Source organism: Blastococcus tunisiensis (genome assembly GCF_900112815.1).
Lineage (GTDB): Bacteria > Actinomycetota > Actinomycetes > Mycobacteriales > Geodermatophilaceae > Blastococcus_B > Blastococcus_B tunisiensis.
The window spans coordinates 433,667-453,056 of the sequence record NZ_FOND01000001.1 but is presented as its reverse complement, the minus strand read 5'-3'; the positions used below and the strand labels follow the sequence as shown (position 1 = coordinate 453,056).

The 19,390-nt window shown below is 73.5% G+C and carries 15 protein-coding genes; 3 read left to right on the top strand and 12 right to left on the bottom strand.

All coding sequences use genetic code 11. The features are described from left to right. Nucleotides 1-2: 2 nt before the first annotated feature. From BM142_RS24055 to BM142_RS02115, 3 genes are all read right to left on the bottom strand, one after another. The gene (locus BM142_RS24055; RefSeq protein WP_175527045.1) at nucleotides 3-1,787 is read right to left on the bottom strand and encodes an ABC transporter permease; all 1,785 of its coding nucleotides are present in this window, start codon (nucleotides 1,785-1,787) and stop codon (nucleotides 3-5) included. Then, nucleotides 1,787-2,920 carry an ABC transporter substrate-binding protein gene (locus BM142_RS02120; RefSeq protein ID WP_175527044.1) on the bottom strand — a complete coding sequence of 378 codons (1,134 nt, stop codon included), beginning with the start codon at nucleotides 2,918-2,920 and terminating at the stop codon, nucleotides 1,787-1,789. The genes BM142_RS24055 and BM142_RS02120 overlap by 1 nt, the downstream gene beginning before the upstream one ends. A gap of 150 nt (nucleotides 2,921-3,070) precedes the next feature. Continuing rightward, entirely contained in the window at nucleotides 3,071-3,835 is a 765-nt protein-coding gene (locus BM142_RS02115) for an IclR family transcriptional regulator (RefSeq protein ID WP_092195093.1), read from the bottom strand. A gap of 67 nt (nucleotides 3,836-3,902) precedes the next feature. Here BM142_RS02115 and BM142_RS02110 point away from each other — a divergent pair, with 67 nt between their 5' ends. From BM142_RS02110 to BM142_RS02100, 3 genes are read left to right on the top strand one after another with little or no spacing between them, the layout of a single operon-like run. Next, nucleotides 3,903-4,946, top strand: a complete 1,044-nt coding sequence (locus BM142_RS02110; protein ID WP_217640523.1) for an Ldh family oxidoreductase — start codon at nucleotides 3,903-3,905, stop codon at nucleotides 4,944-4,946. After that, on the top strand, nucleotides 4,939-6,153 hold the full coding sequence (locus BM142_RS02105) for an iron-containing alcohol dehydrogenase (protein WP_092195092.1): 1,215 nt from the start codon (nucleotides 4,939-4,941) through the stop codon (nucleotides 6,151-6,153). The genes BM142_RS02110 and BM142_RS02105 overlap by 8 nt, the downstream gene beginning before the upstream one ends. 31 nt (nucleotides 6,154-6,184) lie before the next feature. Beyond that, complete coding sequence (locus tag BM142_RS02100) at nucleotides 6,185-7,627, top strand: NAD-dependent succinate-semialdehyde dehydrogenase (protein WP_092195091.1); 1,443 nt, start codon at nucleotides 6,185-6,187, stop codon at nucleotides 7,625-7,627. Between the two features lie 49 nt (nucleotides 7,628-7,676). On the opposite strand, the gene hpf is transcribed toward BM142_RS02100, so the two are convergent. The 9 genes from hpf to BM142_RS02055 form a co-directional block, all read right to left on the bottom strand. After that, nucleotides 7,677-8,354, bottom strand: coding sequence for a ribosome hibernation-promoting factor, HPF/YfiA family (hpf, locus tag BM142_RS02095; protein WP_092195090.1), 678 nt, complete (start codon nucleotides 8,352-8,354; stop codon nucleotides 7,677-7,679). Between the two features lie 39 nt (nucleotides 8,355-8,393). After that, nucleotides 8,394-9,203, bottom strand: a complete 810-nt coding sequence (locus BM142_RS02090) for a ComF family protein (protein WP_092195089.1) — start codon at nucleotides 9,201-9,203, stop codon at nucleotides 8,394-8,396. A 68-nt stretch (nucleotides 9,204-9,271) separates the two neighbouring features. Further along, nucleotides 9,272-10,996 (bottom strand): LpqB family beta-propeller domain-containing protein, encoded by a 1,725-nt coding sequence (locus tag BM142_RS02085; RefSeq protein WP_254790466.1) that lies wholly within the window; start codon nucleotides 10,994-10,996, stop codon nucleotides 9,272-9,274. A gap of 2 nt (nucleotides 10,997-10,998) precedes the next feature. Then, nucleotides 10,999-12,711 carry an MtrAB system histidine kinase MtrB gene (gene mtrB / locus BM142_RS02080; RefSeq protein ID WP_092195088.1) on the bottom strand — a complete coding sequence of 571 codons (1,713 nt, stop codon included), beginning with the start codon at nucleotides 12,709-12,711 and terminating at the stop codon, nucleotides 10,999-11,001. A 55-nt stretch (nucleotides 12,712-12,766) separates the two neighbouring features. Continuing rightward, entirely contained in the window at nucleotides 12,767-13,483 is a 717-nt protein-coding gene (gene mtrA / locus BM142_RS02075) for an MtrAB system response regulator MtrA (RefSeq protein ID WP_092195087.1), read from the bottom strand. 140 nt (nucleotides 13,484-13,623) lie between these two features. Further along, nucleotides 13,624-15,108, bottom strand: a complete 1,485-nt coding sequence (gene ahcY, locus BM142_RS02070) for an adenosylhomocysteinase (RefSeq protein ID WP_092195086.1) — start codon at nucleotides 15,106-15,108, stop codon at nucleotides 13,624-13,626. Between the two features lie 181 nt (nucleotides 15,109-15,289). After that, on the bottom strand, nucleotides 15,290-16,465 hold the full coding sequence (gene manA, locus BM142_RS02065; protein ID WP_092195085.1) for a mannose-6-phosphate isomerase, class I: 1,176 nt from the start codon (nucleotides 16,463-16,465) through the stop codon (nucleotides 15,290-15,292). Between the two features lie 72 nt (nucleotides 16,466-16,537). Beyond that, complete coding sequence (locus BM142_RS02060; protein WP_092195084.1) at nucleotides 16,538-18,301, bottom strand: glycerol-3-phosphate dehydrogenase/oxidase; 1,764 nt, start codon at nucleotides 18,299-18,301, stop codon at nucleotides 16,538-16,540. 123 nt (nucleotides 18,302-18,424) lie between these two features. Continuing rightward, the gene (locus BM142_RS02055; RefSeq protein WP_092195083.1) at nucleotides 18,425-19,369 is read right to left on the bottom strand and encodes a DUF808 domain-containing protein; all 945 of its coding nucleotides are present in this window, start codon (nucleotides 19,367-19,369) and stop codon (nucleotides 18,425-18,427) included. Between the last annotated feature and the right edge of the window lie 21 nt (nucleotides 19,370-19,390).

Genomic DNA, 19,390 nt, shown 5'->3' with positions numbered 1-19,390 from the left:
GTTCACAGGCTCGACGAATCGAGCCGCACCCGGAAGACCATCCGGGCGATGAGGACGCCGGTCAGCATGACCAGGGTCAGCAGGAGTCCGATGACGGCGGAGTTCCGGATGGCCCCGGCTTCGATGAAGCTGAAGGCCAGGACCGCCAGGGGACGGGAGTTGGGCCCGGCGATGATGACGGCCTCGTCCACCTCCCGCATGGCGAAGACGTACAGCAGGATCCACGCCGACATCAGCGACGGGCGCAGGAGCGGGAACGTGATCGTGCGGATGACGCGGAGCTTGCCGGCCCCCGACATCCGCCCCGCTTCCTCCAGCGACTTGTCGATCTGGATGAGCCCCGCGCTGGCGAACCTCGCGGCGTGCGGGATGTAGACGCCCACCAGGGCGACCACGATCAGGGTGAGCGTGCCGTACAGCGGGCTGCGCAGGTACAGCCAGACGATGCCGGTGGCGAACACGATGCCGGGCACCGCGATGGGGACCGTGGAGATGTAGTCCACCAGCCCGCTGAGCCGGCCGCGCTCCCGGACGACCACGTAGGCGACCGCCACGCCGAGCACCACCGTCAGCGTCGGCACCAGGAAGGCGAGCCAGAGCGAGTTCGTGAACGCGTTGAGGACGTCGGGGGTGGTGGCGACCTCGACGAAGTTGTCGAAGCTCAGCGAGAGGTCCCGGAAGTCGGTGATCGCGAACGGCGTCAGGCTCATGAGCACCAGCGCGGTGTACGGCAGGACCGTGGCCAGCAGGACGTAGACGGCGAAGCCGGCGGTGACCGGGATCTTCTTCCACCCGAGCCGGATGAGGCGGGGCCGGGTGCCGCGCGCCCCCACCGTGACGAACCGGCCTCCGTGGCGGATGGCACGGCGGTAGAAGTAGATGCCGGCGAGGGTGAACCAGAAGATCATCGTGCCGATGGCCGCGCCGAGCGGCGGGTCGGACGGGAAGATCGTCGTCGCCCGGTAGACCTGCACGGCCAGCGGCGTGAACCCGGCGTCCAGGCCGAGCACGGACGGGATGGCGAACACCCCGGTGGCCAGCACCGCCACGAAGAAGAACGCCGCGGCGAGCGAGGGCCGCATGATCGGCAGCGTGACCTTCAGCGCCGTGGCGATCACCCCGCGGCCGTTCATGTAGGACGCCTCCTCGAGCGAGGGGTCCATGTTCTTCAGCGCCGAGGAGATCAGCAGGTAGGCGTAGGGGATGTAGTACAGGAGCATCACGAACATCACGCCGACGAAGGTCGTGATGTCGACGAACGTCGCATCCGTCCCGAGCAGCCACCGCAGGTTCACGTTGATCATGCCCGAGCGGGGGGCGGCGAGCATGCTCCAGGCCACCGCTCCGACGAACGGGGACAGGAACAGCGGGACGATCACCCCGAGCTCCAGCAACCCGCGCGCCCGGACATCGGTGCGGGAGAGCACCCACGCCGCCAGCCCGCCGAACGTCACCGCGAGCGCGGCGGTGGAGAGCGCCAGGGCGAGCGTGCCGAACAGCGATCCCAGGTACTCGGTGCTCGCGTACACCCGCAGGACGGCGTCCAGCGAGAAGGAGGCGTCGGGCATCCCCGGCCCGTCGCTGCGGAGGGCGCCGTAGAACAGGGTGGCGACCGGGCCCACGATGAGACCGACCACGAAGAGCAGGACCGCCCAGGCCAGCACACTCGCCCTGCGCTGCCCGCTGCGCTGCCCCCCGGGGCCCGCGACCGGCAGGTCCCCCGCGTCCGCCGGAGCGATCGCGGGGTCCCTGCCGGCCACGGAACCGGGCCGAGTGGGAACGGCCATCAGCCGGAGTACCCGAAGGTCTCGCTCCACCGGTCGTAGAAGTCGCCGTCCGGACCGATCGTGCCCAGGAACTCCTCGTCGGTCACGAACTCGAACCAGGTGGTGGAGTCGTCCGGCGCCTCGTACCAGTCGAGTGCCGTGATCTCCCGGTTGTCCTCGACCTCGCTGTTGAGCGGGTTGGTCTGGGTGATCTCGGAGTACCGGGCGCCGGCCTCCGGGGACGTCCCCCATTCCATGAACAGGCGGGCGGCGGCGGAGTTGGGGGCGTTCTCGACGACCCCGCACCCGAACGCGCCACCGACGGTCGTGTCCGGATAGGCGAACTCGATCGGGGCGCCCTGCAGCGCGATGGGACCGGCCAGGCTGTCCGTGATGCCCACGCCGAGTGCGTACTCGCCCTGGACGACACCGTTGACGAGCTCCGCCGACGAGAGGAAGTCCGGGTCGTTGGCGGCGATCGCCTCCAACGCCTCCCAGCCGTACTCGTCGGCCAGCCGGCCCTCGGCGAGCTGGTAGTAGAAGGCGGCGATCTGCTGCGAGGACTGCGGCATGTTCACCGCGATGCGGCCGGCGAACCGGGGGTCACCCGCCGCGGCGATCGGGTCCTCCTGGACGAGGGCGATCTCCTCCTCCGACAGCAGGGACGTGTTGTAGGTGACGGTCTGGTAGTAGGAGTTCTGGAGGGGGTAGAAGAAGCCGGGCTCCCCGAGGTCCTCCGGCAGCAGGTCACCGTTCTCCGGGGTGTACTCCGCGAGCCACTGCTGCTCGACCGCCTGGCTCAACGAGGCGAAGTCGGCCAGGCAGAAGACGTCCGCCTGCGCCTGGCCGGCGGACTGCTCCTGAGCGAAGCGCTGGAAGAGCTGGCTGCCGGGCAGCCGCAGCACGGACACCGGGATGTCGTACTCGTCGGTGAACCCCTGGGTCCACGCCTGCAGCGAGGTCTCGTTGGCGTCACCGTAGAGCGTCAGCTGCCCCTCGGCCTGGGCATCCGCCACGAGGGCGTCCAGATCGCCGCTCGCCGAGGTGGGCTGGTCGCCCGACGCAGTCTCGTCGCCACCGCCCGAACAGCCGGACACCAGGATGAGCGCGGCCGCGGCCAACGCCCCGCTGGCCGTCCTGTGGGATCTGCGCACGGTAGCTCCTTTGCTCGGTGGGATCGCCGTCGTCCTGCCGTGCCCGCGGACCGGGTCCGAGGGGGCGAGGCAGGCGGATCATCCATCCGACGTGCCACCCGGTCGCAAGGCCGTGTCCCGCAGAGCGGGGCAGATCCTGTGACGCCCGCCTCAGGGGACGCGCGGCGCTCCGAGCGCGAGCGAGATGGCCTGGGCCGACGCCCGGACGACGCCGGCGAAGCTGCGCGCCTGGTTCAGCGCGGTCGCCCCGGTGACCGAGAGCGCCCCCACGACGCGGTTCCCCCGGGCGAAGATGGGTGCCGCCACGCAGAACAGCGACTCCTGCGATTCCTCGAGGTCGTAGGCCACCTTCTCCTGGCGGATGCTGACGAGCTCCCGGCGGATCTGCGCCGGGTCGGTGATGGTCTTCCGGGAGCGGCGGGCGAGCGGGCCGGCCAGCACGGCGTCGACGTACTCCTCGTCGCTGTAGGCGAGGATCGCCTTGCCCAGCGCGGTGCAGTGCATGGGCAGGCGGCCACCCGTGCGGGAGTGCGGCACCTTCAGGTCGCGGGCGCTGATCTTCTCGATGTAGATGATCTCGTTGCCGTCGCGCACGGCCAGGTTCGAGGTCAGATGGGTGATGCCGTTCAGCGAGTGCGCGAACGGGATGGCCAGCTCCCGCAGGCGGGCGTGCTCCGGGACCAGGTGCCCGAGCTCGAACAGCCGGACACCGAGCCGGACCCCGGTCCGCCCCCTCTCCAGGGCGCCCCACTCGAGGAGGTCCAGCACCAGCCGGTGGGTGGTCGACTTCGGCACGCCGGACCGCCGGGCCAGCTCGCGGATGCTGAGCTCGGTCCGCTCCGCGGAGAACAGCTCCAGCAGCGAGAGGCCGCGCAGGAGGGAGGAAGTGGCGTCCTGCTGAGCGGGACGCGTCATCGCCTGGTCCGTCGCATGCCGGGATCGTAGGCGCGCCCTGGAGCGGACAGCCGACGGTGAGGTGGACGTGGACGACGAAGTCTCGATCGAGGTCGAGGAGTACCGCCGCACGGTCCGCGCCGTGCTGCGCCGCGCCGGGGCCTCCGAGCGCGACGCGTGCTCCCAGACCGAGCTGCTGCTCGACGGCGATCTGCGGGGGCACAGCTCGCACGGCGTCCGCCGCCTGCCGGTGCTGGTGGAGCGGATGCGCAACGGCCTGATCGTCACCGATGCGGACATCCGGGTCGAGTGGCGGACGGACTCGTTCGCGAGCGTCGACGGCGGCTGGGGATTCGGTGCGACCGTCGCCGAGGCCGCGGTCGACGCGGTCGTGCGGCGGGCCGACCGCACGGGGGTGGCCGTCGCCGCCGTGCGCCGCGCGAACCACATCGGCATGCTCGCCCCCCACGTCGAGCGGATCGCCGGCGCCGGGCAGGTCGGTCTCGCCCTGACGACGAGCGAGGCCCTGGTCCACCCCTGGGGCGGCTCCCGGGCGCTGGTCGGCACCAACCCCATCGGGATCGCGGTGCCCACGACGGGCGAGCCGCTGGTGGTCGACATGTCGACGGCGTCGGTCTCGATGGGCAAGATCCTCGACCACCTGGGCCGGGCCCAGCCGATCCCGGCCGGCTGGGCGGTCGACGAGCACGGCCGGCCCACCACCGATGCGGCCGCCGCCACCCGGGGCGCCATCTCCCCGTTCGGCGGATCGAAGGGGTACGCGCTCGGCGTGGCCTTCGAGGCGCTCGTCGCGGTGCTCACCGGGACCGGCCTGGGCACCGACGTCCGCGGCACGCTGGACACCACCGAGCCAACGACCAAGGGCGACCTCTTCCTCGCCGTCTCCCTCGAGCGACTCGGCCTGCAGGGGACGCTGCCCGCTCTCACCGCCTACCTGGAGCAGCTGCGGGCGAGCGGGGCCGGCGGCGGCGCGCCGGTCTCCGTGCCCGGTGACCGGTCCCGGGCCGTGCGGGCGCTCCGGCTCGCCGAGGGCGTCCCGCTGCACCGGGCCACCTGGGCCGCCACCCGTGCCCTGATCGGACCGGACCCGTTGGAGGCCCCCCATGCCTGAGCTGCCACCGTTCGGGCTGCTCCGACTGCCTGCGGAGATCCGCTTCGGCGTCGGCGCGGCCGGCACCGCCGCCGCCGTGGTCGAGCGGTTCGGGCGCCGCGTGCTCCTCTGCACCGACCGGATCCTCTCGGCGACACCTGCCTTCCGGTCCCTGCACGCCGAGCTGGAGGGGCGCGGGCACGCGGTGCTGGTCCTGGACGACGTCCAGGCCGAGCTGCCGCTCGGCTCCGTCCTCGCCGCCGCCGAGCTGGCCCGGGGCTTCGGTCCCGACGTCGTCGTCGGATACGGCGGCGGGAGCGCCCTGGACCTGGCCAAGCTGGTGGCCCTGCTGGTCAGCCACCCCCGGCCGGTGGCGGACTTCTACGGCGAGAACAGGGTCCCCGGCCCGGTCCTGCCGGTCGTCGCGATCCCGACGACGGCCGGCACGGGGTCGGAGGTCACCCCCGTCGCCGTGCTCTCGGACCCCGACCGCGCCCTCAAGGTCGGCGTCTCCGACCCGGCCCTGATCCCGCGCGCCGCCGTCGTCGACCCCCAGCTCACCGTGGGGGCACCACCGGCCGTCACGGCGCACTCGGGGATCGACGCCTTCGTGCACGCGGTGGAGTCGTTCACCGCCTCGGGCCGGTTCACGGAATGGCCGGAGACCCTCGGCGTCTTCGTCGGCCGCAACCGGCTGAGCTCCGGCCTCGCCCTCGACGCCGTCCGCCTCGTGTCGGGTTCGCTGCGCACGGCGGTCACCGACGGCAGCGACCTCGCCGCGCGCACCGACATGGCGCTGGGCAGCCTCTACGCCGGCATGGCGTTCGGAACGGCCGGGACGCACCTGTCCCATGCGATCCAGTACCCGGTCGGCACCCTCACCCGCACGCCGCACGGGCTGGGTACCGGGCTCCTGCTGCCCTTCGTGCTGGAGGCGTGCGCCCCGGCCATCGGCGCGGAGCTGGTCGGCATCGGCACCGCGATGGGACTGCCCGACCCCAGCGTGCCCGCCACCCTCGCCGCGGTCCGGGCGCTCGTCGCGGACATCGGCATCCCCGGCTCCCTGGCCGAGCTGGGCATGCAGCGCACCGACCTGCCGCGCGTCGTCGAGCTGTCGCTCGGGGTGACGCGGCTGGTGGGCAACGCCCCGCTCCCCGGGTCCGCCGAGCTGGTCACCGAGATCGTGACCGCCGCCTTCGAGGGCCGGCCCGCACGAGCCCTCGCCTGACCCGCCGACGACACCACGAACGGAGACTTCCATGGAGCTGAGGACCGACCTGCACATCGGGGGCCGGTGGCGGGCCGGCGCCGGGGACGCGCGCTTCCCGGTCACCGACCCGTGCGACGGCACGACGATCGCCCAGTTCGCCGTCGCCACGGAACAGGACTGCCTCGACGCGGTGGAGGCCGCGGACGCCGCGGGCCCCGGGTGGGCGGCGACCCCGCCGCGCGAGCGCGGCGAGCTGCTGCGCGCCGTGTTCGAGCTGCTGCGGGTCGAGCGCGCCACGATGGCGGAGATCATCGTGCGGGAGAACGGCAAGGCGCTCGCCGATGCGCTGGGTGAGGCCGACTACGCCATCGAGTTCTTCCGCTGGTTCGCCGAGGAGGCGGTGCGCATCGGCGGGGACTTCCGGCTCTCCCCCGCCGGTGACAAGCACATCCTCGTGACGCGGCAGCCGATCGGCGTCTCGCTGCTCGTCACGCCCTGGAACTTCCCCGCCGCGATGGCGACCCGCAAGATCGCCCCCGCCCTCGCCGCGGGATGCACGGTGGTGCTCAAGCCGGCGCCGGAGACGCCCCTCACGGCGGCCTACGTGACCGATGCGCTGCAGCGGGCCGGACTCCCCGACGGGGTCGTGAACCTGGTGACCCCGGTGCCCCCCGGCCCGCCGGTCGCCCGCATGATCCACCACCCGGCCGTGCGCAAGCTGTCGTTCACCGGCTCCACCGAGGTCGGCCGGCTGCTGCTCAGGGAGGCGGCGGACACGGTGGTGCACTGCTCGATGGAGCTGGGCGGCAACGCCCCGTTCATCGTGCTCCCGGGGGCCGACGTCGACGCCGCCGTCGAGGGGGCCCTGGTCGCGAAGATGCGCAACGGCGGTTCCGCGTGCACGGCCGCGAACCGCTTCTACGTGCACGACTCCCTGCGGGCGGAGTTCACCGAGCGTCTCACCGCGGCGATGCGCGCCGTCCGCACCGGCCCGGGGTTGCAGGAGGGCGTGCAGCTCGGCGCGCTGGTCTCGGTCGCCGAGCGGGACAAGGTGGCCGGTCTCGTGGCCGATGCGGTCGCCGCCGGCGCGCGGGTCACGACCGGTGGGCACGCGTCCGGGACCGGCGCGTTCTACGAACCCACGGTGGTCGCCGACGTGGCGCACGGCAGCGCGCTGACCGCGACCGAGATCTTCGGACCGGTCGCCGCGATCGTCGGCTACGCCGACGTGGCGGAGGCGGTGCGGATGGCCAACGACACCGAGCACGGCCTCATCGCCTACGTGTACGGCGAGCAGGCGCTCGCGCTGGCGGTCGCCCAGCGGCTCGAGTCCGGGATGGTCGCCGTGAACCGCGCCGTGCTCAGCGACCCCGCCGCGCCCTTCGGCGGCGTCAAGCAGAGCGGGCTCGGCCGGGAAGGCAGCTCGGAGGGCATCCTCGAGTTCCTCGAGGAGAAGTACATCGGGATGGACCTGCCGACGGTGCTCGCCTGACCGGTCCGAGCGGGCTGGGGGCGCCCGCCGGGCGCCCCCAGCCCGGGACTCAGCTGGTCGGCACCGCCTGCGGCTCGTCGGCGCGGGACGGGGCCACGCCGTTCTGCGGCACGTCGGTCAGCCGGATCAGCCCGTAGTCGTAGGCGTGCCGGCGGTAGACGACCGTCGGCCGGCCGGTGTCGGCGCACTGGAACAGGAAGAAGTCGTGGCCGACGAGTTCCATCTCGTGCAGCGCCTGGTCGACGGTCATGGGCGTGGCCGGGTGGTGTTTCTCCCTGACCACCCGCCCGGGCAGGTGCTCGTCGAGGTCGGTCACGTGCGAGCCCTCGGCGAGCTTGCGGTCCAGCTCGAGCGCGTCGACGGCGCCCATGTCGGCGGCCGCGGCCCCGGCGACCCGGACGCTGGCCGGGGTGCGCCGGCCGTGGTGCACGCGGCGACGGTCGGCCGCACGGCGGAGCCGGTTGTCCAGCTTCGAGGTGGCCATGTCGAGCGCGGCGTAGAAGTCGGGGCCGGCCGCCTCGGCCCGGACGACGGGGCCCTTGCCGCGCAGGGTGATCTCCACGCGCTGGCAGGCCGCCGACTGGCGGGGGTTCTTCTCGTGGAAGAGCTCGACGTCGATGCGGGAGAGCTTCGCGTCGAACCGCTCCAGCTGACCGACCTTGTCTTCCACGTGTTGGCGGTAGTGCTCCGGAACCTCGACGTTGCGACCTCGGACCACGATCTCCATGGGACCTCCCGGTTGAGCCGGTTGCAGGTCGCTTCGACGCTAGTCGCTCCCGGCGGGTCCCGACAGTCGGTCCCCGGACCCTCGGCGGACGTTCCCGGACCGGTCGCCGACAACGTGCAGGTCGGCCCCCGGACGGCCGCGCCGGGCCGCTCTCGGGGTCGCCGCGACGACGGCCGCCAGCACCGGCGGGGCGCCCGCGGGGCGGGCCGCGGCGAGCACCGCGGCGGCCTCGGTGAGGGTCGCGCCGGTCGTCACGACGTCGTCGACGACGACCATCAGCGCCCGCGGGCCTGGCACGGGGACGGCGTCCGCGAGCCGGAACGTGCCCGCCAGGTTCGCCCGCCGCTGGGCCACGGACAGCCCTGCGGAGTCCCGCACCCGGCCGCGGCGGCGCAGCAGCCGGGCCTCCCGGGCCGGCAGCCCGGCCGCCCGCAGCTCGACGACCGCCCGACCGGTCAGCTCCCGGACGTGGTCGCGGCCCCGCGCGCGCAGGCCCGCAGGCGAACTGGGCACCGGCACGAGCAGCACCGGGGCCGGCCCGCCCGGCCTCCCCGGGACGGCGGAGACCACGGCCGCGACGGCCAGGGCCAGCGCCGCCCCCAGGGGCACGGCGAGCTCGGCCCGCCCGCGTTCCTTGAACTCGACGACCGCCGGCCGCACCGGCCCGGCGTACGCGCCCGCGGCGGCGGTCGGGGGGAAGCCCCAGGGCACCCGCCGCGGCGCGGCCGGCCGGGGCCGGGCGAGCAGCCCGGAGCAGGAGGGGCAGAGGACGGCGCCCGGGGTCCCGCACCCGGCGCAGGTGCGCGGGAGGACCAGGTCGGCGAGCGCAGCGATCCACGGCCCGGCCACGGTGCGATCCTGGCCGCGAACCGGCCACGGGAACGGGCCTGCCCGCAGGTTGTGGAGGGGGCCCGCCGTCAGAGCGAATAGAAGGGCGCCGATCCCGGCAGCGGCTCCTGGCCGCGCAGCAGGGTGGACCAGGTTCCTCCGGTGAGCTGCCAGATCTGGCCCCCGGCGTCCACCAGCGGCGGCCGGGCGGGGACGGCGGCGATCGACCGGGGCTGGCTGGGCAGACCCGACTGGGACATCTCCACGAGCCCCCAGCCGTCGACGCCGACCTGGTACGGCGCGGTCCGGTCCGCCCCCGCGCCGGCCACCACCAGCAGCGTCCCGCCGTCCCGCCAGGCGACGTCGAGGACCTGGGACAGCTCCGGCGTGATCGTCCGGAAGTCCCGCAGCGCGACGCTGCCGTCGTCGGCGCGCACCACCGTCCCGATGTACAGCCCGCGGCCACCGGGCCCGTCGATGACCAGCGCGGCACGCGTTCCGTCGGGCGAGAGCTGGAGGACCTCGGTCACCCCCAGCCCGGGGAGGGTGGGCGCGGTCACCGCCTGCGGCACGGCGCCCGGCTGGATCCGGACGACGGAGGTGCCGTCGCGGACCACCCAGACCTCCGAGCGGGTGGCGGCCACCGTCGGCGAGCTCAGCTGCGCACCGCTGAGCACGGGGGCGAGGGCGCCGTCGTACGGCCCGGCGAGCAACGTGGCCCCTCCTGCCTCGGGCCGGATGCCGACGAGGAAGGAGGACTCCCCGGTGGCGGCGTCGACGGACACCGCCGCGTCGACGAGGCCGTACTCGCCGGTCCCGGCCGGTCCCGGGACGGGCTCCCCCGCGGTGACCGTGTGCAGCACACCGTTGGTCAGGTAGTGGCCGACCGTCTCCAGCGGCACGGCGTCGGGGTCGACGCCGCTCCAGTGCTCGCGGGTCTGCTCGTCCGGTGCGTCGTCGAGGACGACCGGCTCCCCGTCGATGCGCACCTCGACGGCGCGGATCGTCGCGTTGCCGAGGCGGGTGAGGGTCCACACGAGCTGGGCGGAGATCTGGCCGAGCAGCGGCGACGGTTCGGCCGGGATCCCGGTCAGGTCCACCACGGCCGTCGTCCCCTCGAGGCTGACCGCGCTGCGCAGCACGGCACCGCTCAGCGGATTGCGCACCCCGGCCGCCAGCGCCGACGACGGCCCGGCGATCAGCCGCTCCACGACCACGGTGGGCAGCGCGTCGCCGGCGATGACGTAGCGCGGATCCGGGACCAGGCGCTGGTAGGTCGGGTCCATGAAGTAGGCGGGCAGCTCCTGGTAGAGCCGCTGGAAGTCCGGCTCGAGCATGATCAGGCCGTCGGGCGGGTTGGTGATCCGCCACTCGTCCTCGACCTGCTGGAGGGTGAACTGCCGGGTGAAGGTCGTCCCGGTCGTGACGGTGAAGACGCCGCGGTCGTCGATCGTGCCCACCGGGTTCGCCGTCACCTCCACCGCGCCGGTCTCGGTGGTGACGGTGGCGTAGCCGGGGCTGATGACGGTGATGCCGGACTCGTCGCTCCGCCAGGTCCGCTGCGCGTCCGGCGCCAGGTGCTCCACGGCCACCCGGTGTCCCGGCCGGGCGCTCGCCGACGCGTCGATGAAGGACCGGACGACCTCCTCGGGGGTGGCCCCGGGCTCCGGCGGCAGCGGCTCGATCCCGACCACCTGGGTGGGCATGCTGGGCGCCTGGGTGAGCTGCACGGTCGAGGAGCTCATCGGCACCGTCGAGCAGCCCGCCAGCCCGAGCAGGACCAGCAGCGAGACCATGCCGCGGAGACGGGTCACGGCTACCTCCCCGTCCGCCGGAGGAAGGCCGGGCGCAGCGGCAGCGGGGAGCTGGTGAGCTCTCCCCCGGCCGTCAGGGGCACCGTGAGCCGGAACTGCGCGCCGTGCCCCTGCTGGCCCCACACCTGCAGCCAGCCGCCGTGCAGGCGGGCGTCCTCGAGGCTGATCGACAGGCCCAGCCCGCTGCCGCCCACCGTGCGCACCCGGGACGGGTCGGCGCGCCAGAACCGGTCGAAGACGTGCTGGGCCTCCGCCGAGCTGAGCCCCACGCCGTGGTCGCGCACGGTCACCGCCGCGGCGGTGCGGTTGGCCGCCAGGGTGATCTCGATGGGGCGGCCGGCGCCGTGCTCGATCGCGTTGCCGACCAGGTTGCGCAGGATCCGCTGCACCCGCCGGGCGTCGACCTCGGCGATGACCGCCTCCTCGGGCCGGCTCACCACCAGGTCGGAGCCGTGCCGCTCGGCCAGCGCCGTCATGCCGCCGACGACGCGGTCCACCAGGGCACCGAGATCGGCCGGCTCGGAATCGAGGACGGCGGCCCCCGCGTCGTAGCGGCTGATCTCCAGCAGATCGGTCAGCAGCCCCTCGAACCGGTCCAGCTCGGCCCGGAGCAGCTCGGCCGACCGTGCGACGTGCGGCGGGAAGTCACCGCGCGCCTCGTGCAGCACGTCGGCCGCCATCTGCACCGTGGTCAGCGGTGTGCGCAGCTCGTGCGAGACGTCGGAGGTGAACCGCTGCTGGAGCTGGGAGAGCCCCTCCAGCTGGGTGATCTGCCGCTGCAGGCTGTCGGCCATCGCGTTGAAGCTGGTGGCCAGGCGGGCGAGGTCGTCCTCACCGCGCACCGTCATGCGCTCCTCCAGCTGGCCCTCGGCCAGCCGCTGCGCCGTCCCCGCGGCCCGCCGGACCGGGTCGACGACCAGCCTCGTCACCAGGACGCCGATGCCCACGACGAACAGCGTCAGGGCGACCCCGCTGATCACCACCGTGCTCCGGATCAGCGAGAGGCTCTCCGCCTCCTGCTGGAGCGGGAAGGCGTAGTAGAGCTCCACCTGCTGCGCCCCGGTGGCGTCGCTGGGCACCGCGGCCCCCACGAGCAGGGTCGGCTGCGGCTCGCCGGACGCGTCGGGCACCGGGTGGTACTTGCGGGACTGCCCGCCGGAGGCCACATCGGCCCGCAGCTCACCGGGCAGGGCCTGGAAGACGGGGCTGGGGCTGGGCGCGACGCGCTCCACGTCCCCGGTGCGGTGCACCATGACGACCGCGAAGTCACCGGCGGCCCCGCCCCGCTGCAGCAGCGCGTTCACGGTGCGGTTCAGCGTGGAGCGGACGCTCGCGCCGTCCCCGGGGGCGATGGCGGTCACCTGGCTCTGGGCGTAGACGACCCCGGCCTGCGCCTGGTCGATCGCCGCCTCCTCCTTGACCGACAGCAGCTGGTCGCGGATCTGGCTGAACAGCACGAGGCTGACGATCACCACCACCGTGCCGGCCACGACCATGGTGATGGCGCCGATGCGCACCTGCAGCGACGACCGCCAGGCGTGCACGGCGCGGGCGGTCTCCCGGCGCACGGCCCGCTGGGCGCGGCGCCGGGCCAGGCCCGTCCGCCGGCGCAGCCCGCGGCGCAGGCGCCGCAGCTCCGGGCCCACCCGCCTCGGCGGCTCGGGCGCCGGAGCGGGCGCCTCGGAGCCGCCGGGCGGCAGCGCGGTACGGGTCACCCCGCCATTGTGACCGTCGTGGGAGCGACGGCTCCGCTGCCGCGCCCCGCCCGGGTCAGGGCGGCCCCGCCTTGTAGCCGACGCCACGCACGGTCAGCACGACCTCGGGCTTCTCCGGGTCGCGCTCGATCTTGGCGCGCAGCCGCTGGACGTGGACGTTCACCAGCCGGGTGTCGGCGGCGTGCCGGTAGCCCCACACCTGCTCCAGCAGCAGCTCGCGGGTGAACACCTGGCGCGGCTTGCGGGCGAGGGCGACGAGCAGGTCGAACTCCAGGGGGGTCAGCGCGATGGGGACGCCCTCCCGCGTGACCTGGTGGGCCGGGACGTCGATCTGCACGTCACCGATGGCGAGGTTCTCGGCCTGACCCGTCTCGCCGCGGCGCAGCTGGGCCCGGACGCGGGCCACCAGCTCGACCGGCTTGAACGGCTTGGTGACGTAGTCGTCGGCGCCGGCCTCCAGCCCCTGGACGACGTCGATCGTGTCGCCCTTGGCCGTGAGCATGACGATGGGCACCGTCGACTGGGTGCGGATGTCCTGGCAGATCTGCAGGCCGTTGCGGCCGGGCAGCATCAGGTCGAGGAGCACCAGGTCCGGCCGGGTCTGCTGGAAGACCCCCACCGCCCGGTTGCCGTCGGAGACGAACGCGGGCTCGTATCCCTCACGCCGCAGCACGATGCCGAGCATCTCGGCGAGAGCGGCGTCGTCGTCGACGACGAGGACACGGCCGCGACTGGGCCCGTTCTGCGGAGCGGTGGGTGGCACGGCGACCATTCTGCGCTGTGAGGCAAGAAAAGCGGCCCACCCATCAGGGTGAGCCGCTTTCCCCGCTGTCGCGACGTGCTGGAACGGCCCCGCTGCAGGGCCCCGGCCTGAGCGTGCGAAGGCTGGGGGGCAGCGGGGTCCTTCAACTTTCAGTAGCGGTAGTGGTCGCTCTTGTAGGGGCCCTCGACCGGCACGCCGATGTAGTCGGCCTGCACCTTGGTCAGCTCGGTGAGCTTCACCCCGAGCGCGTCGAGGTGCAGCCGCGCCACGTGCTCGTCGAGCTTCTTGGGCAGCACCGTCACGCCGGGCGTGGTGCCCTCGTAGGCCGCGCGGTTGTTCCACAGCTCGATCTGGGCGAGCACCTGGTTGGAGAACGAGGCGCTCATGACGAAGCTGGGGTGCCCGGTGGCGTTGCCGAGGTTCAGCAGCCGGCCCTCCGACAGCAGGATGATCGTGTGGCCGTCGGCGAACCGCCACTCGTCGACCTGCGGCTTGATCGTGGTCCGGGTGACGCCCGGGGTGCGGGCGAGTCCGGCCACGTCGATCTCGTTGTCGAAGTGCCCGATGTTGCCGATGATCGCCTGGTGCTTGGTCGAGGCCAGCTGCTCGGCGCTGATGATGTCCTTGTTGCCGGTCGTGGTGATGATGATGTCGGCCTTGCCGATCACCTCGTCCAGCGTGCTGACCTCGTAGCCCTCCATCGCGGCCTGCAGCGCGCAGATGGGGTCGATCTCGGTGACGATGACGCGGGCGCCCTGGCCGCGCAGCGCCTCCGCGCTGCCCTTGCCGACGTCGCCGAAGCCGCAGACGACGGCGACCTTGCCGCCGATCATCACGTCGGTGGCCCGGTTGATGCCGTCGATCAGCGAGTGCCGGATGCCGTAGAGGTTGTCGAACTTGCTCTTGGTGACCGAGTCGTTGACGTTGATGGCCGGGAAGAGCAGCCGGCCGTCGCGGGCGAGCTCGTAGAGCCGCATCACCCCGGTGGTGGTCTCCTCGGTGACACCGGTGATGGCCTGGCCGATACGGGTCCAGTACGAGCCGTCCTCGGCGAGGCTGCCGCGCAGCACGTCGAGGATCACGCCGTACTCCGCGGAGTCGGCCTCGGTGGTGTCGGGGACGACGCCGTCGGCCTCGAAGCGGGTGCCGAGGTGGACCAGGAGGGTGGCGTCGCCGCCGTCGTCGAGCAGCATGTTCGGGCCGACGACCCGACCGCTCTCGTCGCGGAACTCGAAGAGCCGCTGGGTGCACCACCAGTACTCCTCCAGCGTCTCGCCCTTCCAGGCGAAGACCGGCACGCCGGTGGGCTGCTCGGGGGTGCCGTCGCCGACGACGATGGCCGCGGCGGCGTGGTCCTGGGTGGAGAAGATGTTGCAGCTGACCCAGCGCACGTCGGCGCCGAGCGCCGTCAGCGTCTCGATCAGGACGGCGGTCTGCACGGTCATGTGCAGCGAGCCGGCGATGCGGGCGCCGGCGAGCGGCTGGGCGTCGCCGTACTCGGCGCGCAGCGCCATGAGGCCGGGCATCTCGTGCTCGGCGAGCTGGATCTCCTTGCGGCCGAACGCCGCGAGGGAGAGGTCGGCGACCCTGAAGTCGCCGTCGGTGAGCGTGCGGGTGGCGGTGCTGGCGGTCATGTCGCTCCATGGGGCAGGGCCGGCCGGCGCGCAGCACACGGCTGGCCGGCTCTCGGCTGAGTGCGGATTGAGCGAGCAGGCCGAGGCTTCGGCGGGGCTCGTGCCACGGCCAGCCTACTCGAAGGACCCCGTCCTCCTCACCCCTCGCACGCTCGAGGCGAGCCTCCGGACGGGGCCGGGTTCAGCCGAGGTTCGTGGTGGCCCGGTAGAGGACGGCGGGGCCCGAGGCGGCGACATCGGCGCCGGCCGGCACGAACGCCGACTCGCCCTGCCGGAGCGTCAGCGTGCCGTCGGCGGAACGGAACTGGGCCGCGCCCTCGGTGCACAGCAGCACCTGGGGGCCGTCGGCGACCAGCGACCCCGACCGGGAGTCCAGCTGGATGCGGGTGAGGTCGAAGTCCTCGACCGGGACCGGGTAGCGGAGCCCGCCGGGGCCCAGCACCGGATGGATCACCGGCACCTTGGCGTCGGTGAAGTCCAGCACCTCGATGAGGGCCGCCAGGTCGACGTGCTTGCTGGTGAGCCCGCCGCGCAGCACGTTGTCGGAGCTGGCCATGACCTCCACGCCGGCCCCGCTGAGGTAGGCGTGCAGGTTCCCGGCCGGGAGGAAGACCGCCTCGCCCGGCGCCAGCTTCAGGTGGTTGCACATCAGCGAGATGACCACGCCCGGGTCGCCGGGATAGGTCTCGGCCAGGGACGCCGCCCAGCGGTAGGTGTTGATGAACTCCGGGTCGTGCGCCGTCACGAAGCGGGTCGCGGACCGGGCGACGGCGGTGACCAGCTCGTCGCGGAGCTCCGGGGTCAGCGCGATCAGCTGCGGGATCGCCGCCCGCAGACCGCCCCGGGCCAGCGCCGCGATCGTCGGCTTGAGCTCGGGCACCTGGAGCTTGGCCAGGCAGTGCAGCGACTCCTCGACCGGGCGGAACCCGCAGAGGGCCTCGAACTCGGTCAGCGCGAGCAGCAGTTCGGGCTTGTGGAAGGGGTCCTTGAACGTGCGCGTCGGATCGTCGCGCGGGATGCCCGCCGTCTCCTCGGCCGCGAACCCGGCCTCGGCCTGCTCGATGGTGGGGTGCGCCTGGAGCGACAGCGGCAGCTCGGCGGCCAGCACCTTCAGGAGGAACGGCAGCCGGTCCCCGAACCGCTCGCGGACCGCCGTGCCGAGCAGCCGGTCGGGGTCGGCGTCGATCGCCTTGTCCAGCGGTGCGCCCGTGGACAGCACGCTCGGGGCGTCGGGGTGGGCCCCCATCCAGAGCTCCGCGTACGGCCGGTCGGCCGGGCTCGGCTCACCCAGGAGGTCGGGGATGACGGTGCGCGAGCCCCACGGGTAGTGCCGGACCGAGTTCTGGAGCTGCCACATCGGCGACAGACTAACCCGCTCCCGCGGCCGGACGGAGCGGTCGAGACCCGCTGGTCCCAGGAGGAACCGGAGTCACACGTGGGCGCGCACGTCCGGGGCGCCGAGCCGTGCCGCGTCGGCGGTGTGGTCGTCGGGCATCCGCTGCGACTCCCGTTCGGCGGCCACCCGGGCGGCGTAGTGCGACACCTCGCGGTCGGTCCGGTCGTCGTCCCAGCCGAGGGCCGCGGCCATGATGCGGGCCACCTCGGGCGCCGAGTCGACCCCGCGGTGGGCGGTCTCGATCGAGACCCGCGTCCGCCGGGTCAGGACGTCGTCCAGGTGCAGCGCCCCCTCGGCGAGGACGGCGTGCAGCACCTCGGCGGCCAGGTAGCCGGGCGCCCCCTCCAGCGGCCGGCCCAGCGCCGGGTCCTGCCGCACCAGGCGCAGGACGTCGTCGACGCGGTCGCCGTGCCGGCGCAGGAGGTGGGCCACCGTCTCCTCGGGCACCCCGCTGCCGGCCGCGAGCTCGGCCGCGGCGCCCCGGACGTCGTTCCAGCGGTGCGCACCGACCAGCGGCAGCCGCGCCGTGCGGGATGCCGGTGCGCCGGGCAGCACGGACACCGCGGCGTCGACGGCGTCCTCCGCCATGACCCGGTAGGTCGTGTACTTGCCGCCGGCGACCAGCACGAGCCCCGGGACGGGGGTGAGGACGGCGTGCTCGCGCGAGAGGCGGCTGGTCTCGTCGGACTCCCCCGCCAGCAACGGGCGCAGGCCGGCGTAGACGCCGAGGATGTCGTCGGTGCCGACCGGCCGGACGAGCACCCGGTTGAGCTGGTCGAGGAGGTAGTCGATGTCGGCGCTGCTGGCCGCGGGGTGGTCGCGGTCCAGCCGCCACGGGGTGTCGGTGGTGCCGACGATCCAGCGGTCGCCCCACGGGATGACGAAGAGCACGCTGCTGGGGGTCCGCAGGATCAGCCCGGCCTGCGTGCCGCCGGCCCCGGTGAGGTCCGCCCGCTCGATGGCGGACCCGGGCAGCACCAGGTGCACCCCCTTGGAGGCGCGCACCTTGAGGCTGGGTGCCGAGGCCCCGAGCATCCGGCCGATGTCGTCGCTCCAGACCCCGGTCGCGGCCACCACGCTGCGCGCCCGCACGGAGAACGAGGTGCCGTCGGTCAGGTCGGTCACGCGGGCGCCGACGACCGCCGCGCCGGGGCCCGTGCCGTCCCGCAGCAGGGAGGTCACGCGGGCGCTGGAGAGCACCCGCGCGCCGTACCCGGCCGCGGTCCGCACGACGGCGAGGGTGTGCCGGGCGTCGTCCACCTGGGCGTCCCAGTAGCGGATCGCGCCGCGGACGACATCGCCCCGCAGCGCCGGGAAGGCGGCCAGGGTCGCGGCACGGGACAGGTGCCGGTGCCGCGGGATGTCCCGCCCGGGCGTGAAGGCGGCACCCAGCAGGTCGTAGAGGGCGACCCCGGCGCCGTAGTACGCCCGCTGCCAGACCGGCGCGGTCAGCGGCAGCAGGAACGGCAGCGGGGTGACCAGGTGCGGGGCGATGGTGCCGACCAGCCGGGCCCGCTCCGACAGCGCCTCGCGGACCAGCGGGAACGCGAGCTGCTCCAGGTAGCGCAGCCCGCCGTGGATCAGCTTGCTGGACCGGCTCGAGGTGCCGGCGGCCCAGTCGCGCGCCTCCAGGAGCGCCACGGACAGCCCCCGGCTGGCGGCGTCCAGCGCGGCACCGGCGCCGGTCACCCCGCCGCCGATGACCAGGACGTCGACGACCTCGTCGGCGAGCGCCTCCCGGTCGGCCCGACGGCGTTCCGGTGACAGCAGCGTGCGATCGGTCGTCCCCGGATGCATGGCCCTACTGTCCCCCGTCCACCGGCGATCGCGCCGAGACGCGGATCAGCCGGCCAGTCGTCCATGGCCCCGTCCAGGGCACCGCCGCGAGCCTGCGAGCGGTGGGGAGGACGGGGTCCTTCCTCAGTGCGACGGGGCGCCGTCCTTGTTGCGGTGCACAGTGAGGTTCATGACCGTCACGACGACGGCGCCGACGGCCAGCCCGAGGATCGCGCTGCCCACGGTGTTCACGATCCACCCGACGACACCGCCGAGGGCGCCGGTCGCGTCGTGCGCCGCCTCCTCGAGGTGGTGCACGAGGTCATAGATCGGGGAGAAGCCCAGCTCGTCGGTCCCCAGCAGGATGATGTGCCCGCCGACCCACAGCATCGCGGCCGTGCCGACCACGGTGAGGGCGGTGAGCAGCTTCGGCATGCCCTTGACCAGGGCCCGGCCGAACGCGGCCAGCCCCTTGGCGGACTTCTGCGACAGGCTCAGCCCGACGTCGTCCATCTTCACGATCAGACCCACGACGCCGTAGACGAGCACGGTGATGCCGAGGGCGACGACGATCAGGATGATCGCCCGGGACACGAACGCCTCGCTGGCCACCTCGTTCAGCGAGATGACCATGATCTCGGCCGACAGGATGAAGTCGGTGCGCACGGCCCCGGACACGATCGTCTTCTCGTCCGGCATCGCCTCCTCCACCGAGGCGTGCGCCTCGGCGTGGCCGCTGACCTTGTGCCAGATCTTCTCCACGCCCTCGTAGCAGAGGTAGGCCCCGCCGAGCATGAGGATCGGGGTGAGCAGCCACGGCAGGAACTGGCTGAGCAGCAGGATCGCGGGCAGGATGATCAGCAGCTTGTTCCGCAGCGATCCCAGCGCGATCTTCCGGATGATCGGCAGCTCGCGGTCGGCGTTGAGGCCGTGCACGTACTGCGGCGTGACCGCGGTGTCGTCGACGACGACGCCGGCGGCCTTGATGCTGGCCCGCCCGGCCGCGGCCCCGATGTCGTCGATGGACGCGGCGGCGGCCCGCGCCAGGACCGCCACGTCGTCCAGCAGTGCTACGAGTCCACCCGCCACGGGAAGTCCTTCCGGTCGGTC

Excerpts from the sequence above, each read along its gene's own strand:
- BM142_RS24055 (WP_175527045.1), bottom strand. The coding sequence starts at position 1,787 with ATGGCCGTTCCCACTCGGCCCGGTTCCGTGGCCGGCAGGGACCCCGCG.
- BM142_RS02115 (WP_092195093.1), bottom strand. The coding sequence starts at position 3,835 with ATGACGCGTCCCGCTCAGCAGGACGCCACTTCCTCCCTCCTGCGCGGC.
- BM142_RS02105 (WP_092195092.1), top strand. The coding sequence starts at position 4,939 with ATGCCTGAGCTGCCACCGTTCGGGCTGCTCCGACTGCCTGCGGAGATC.
- BM142_RS02100 (WP_092195091.1), top strand. The coding sequence starts at position 6,185 with ATGGAGCTGAGGACCGACCTGCACATCGGGGGCCGGTGGCGGGCCGGC.
- hpf (WP_092195090.1), bottom strand. The coding sequence starts at position 8,354 with ATGGAGATCGTGGTCCGAGGTCGCAACGTCGAGGTTCCGGAGCACTAC.
- mtrA (WP_092195087.1), bottom strand. The coding sequence starts at position 13,483 with ATGGTCGCCGTGCCACCCACCGCTCCGCAGAACGGGCCCAGTCGCGGC.
- ahcY (WP_092195086.1), bottom strand. The coding sequence starts at position 15,108 with ATGACCGCCAGCACCGCCACCCGCACGCTCACCGACGGCGACTTCAGG.
- manA (WP_092195085.1), bottom strand. The coding sequence starts at position 16,465 with ATGTGGCAGCTCCAGAACTCGGTCCGGCACTACCCGTGGGGCTCGCGC.
- BM142_RS02060 (WP_092195084.1), bottom strand. The coding sequence starts at position 18,301 with ATGCATCCGGGGACGACCGATCGCACGCTGCTGTCACCGGAACGCCGT.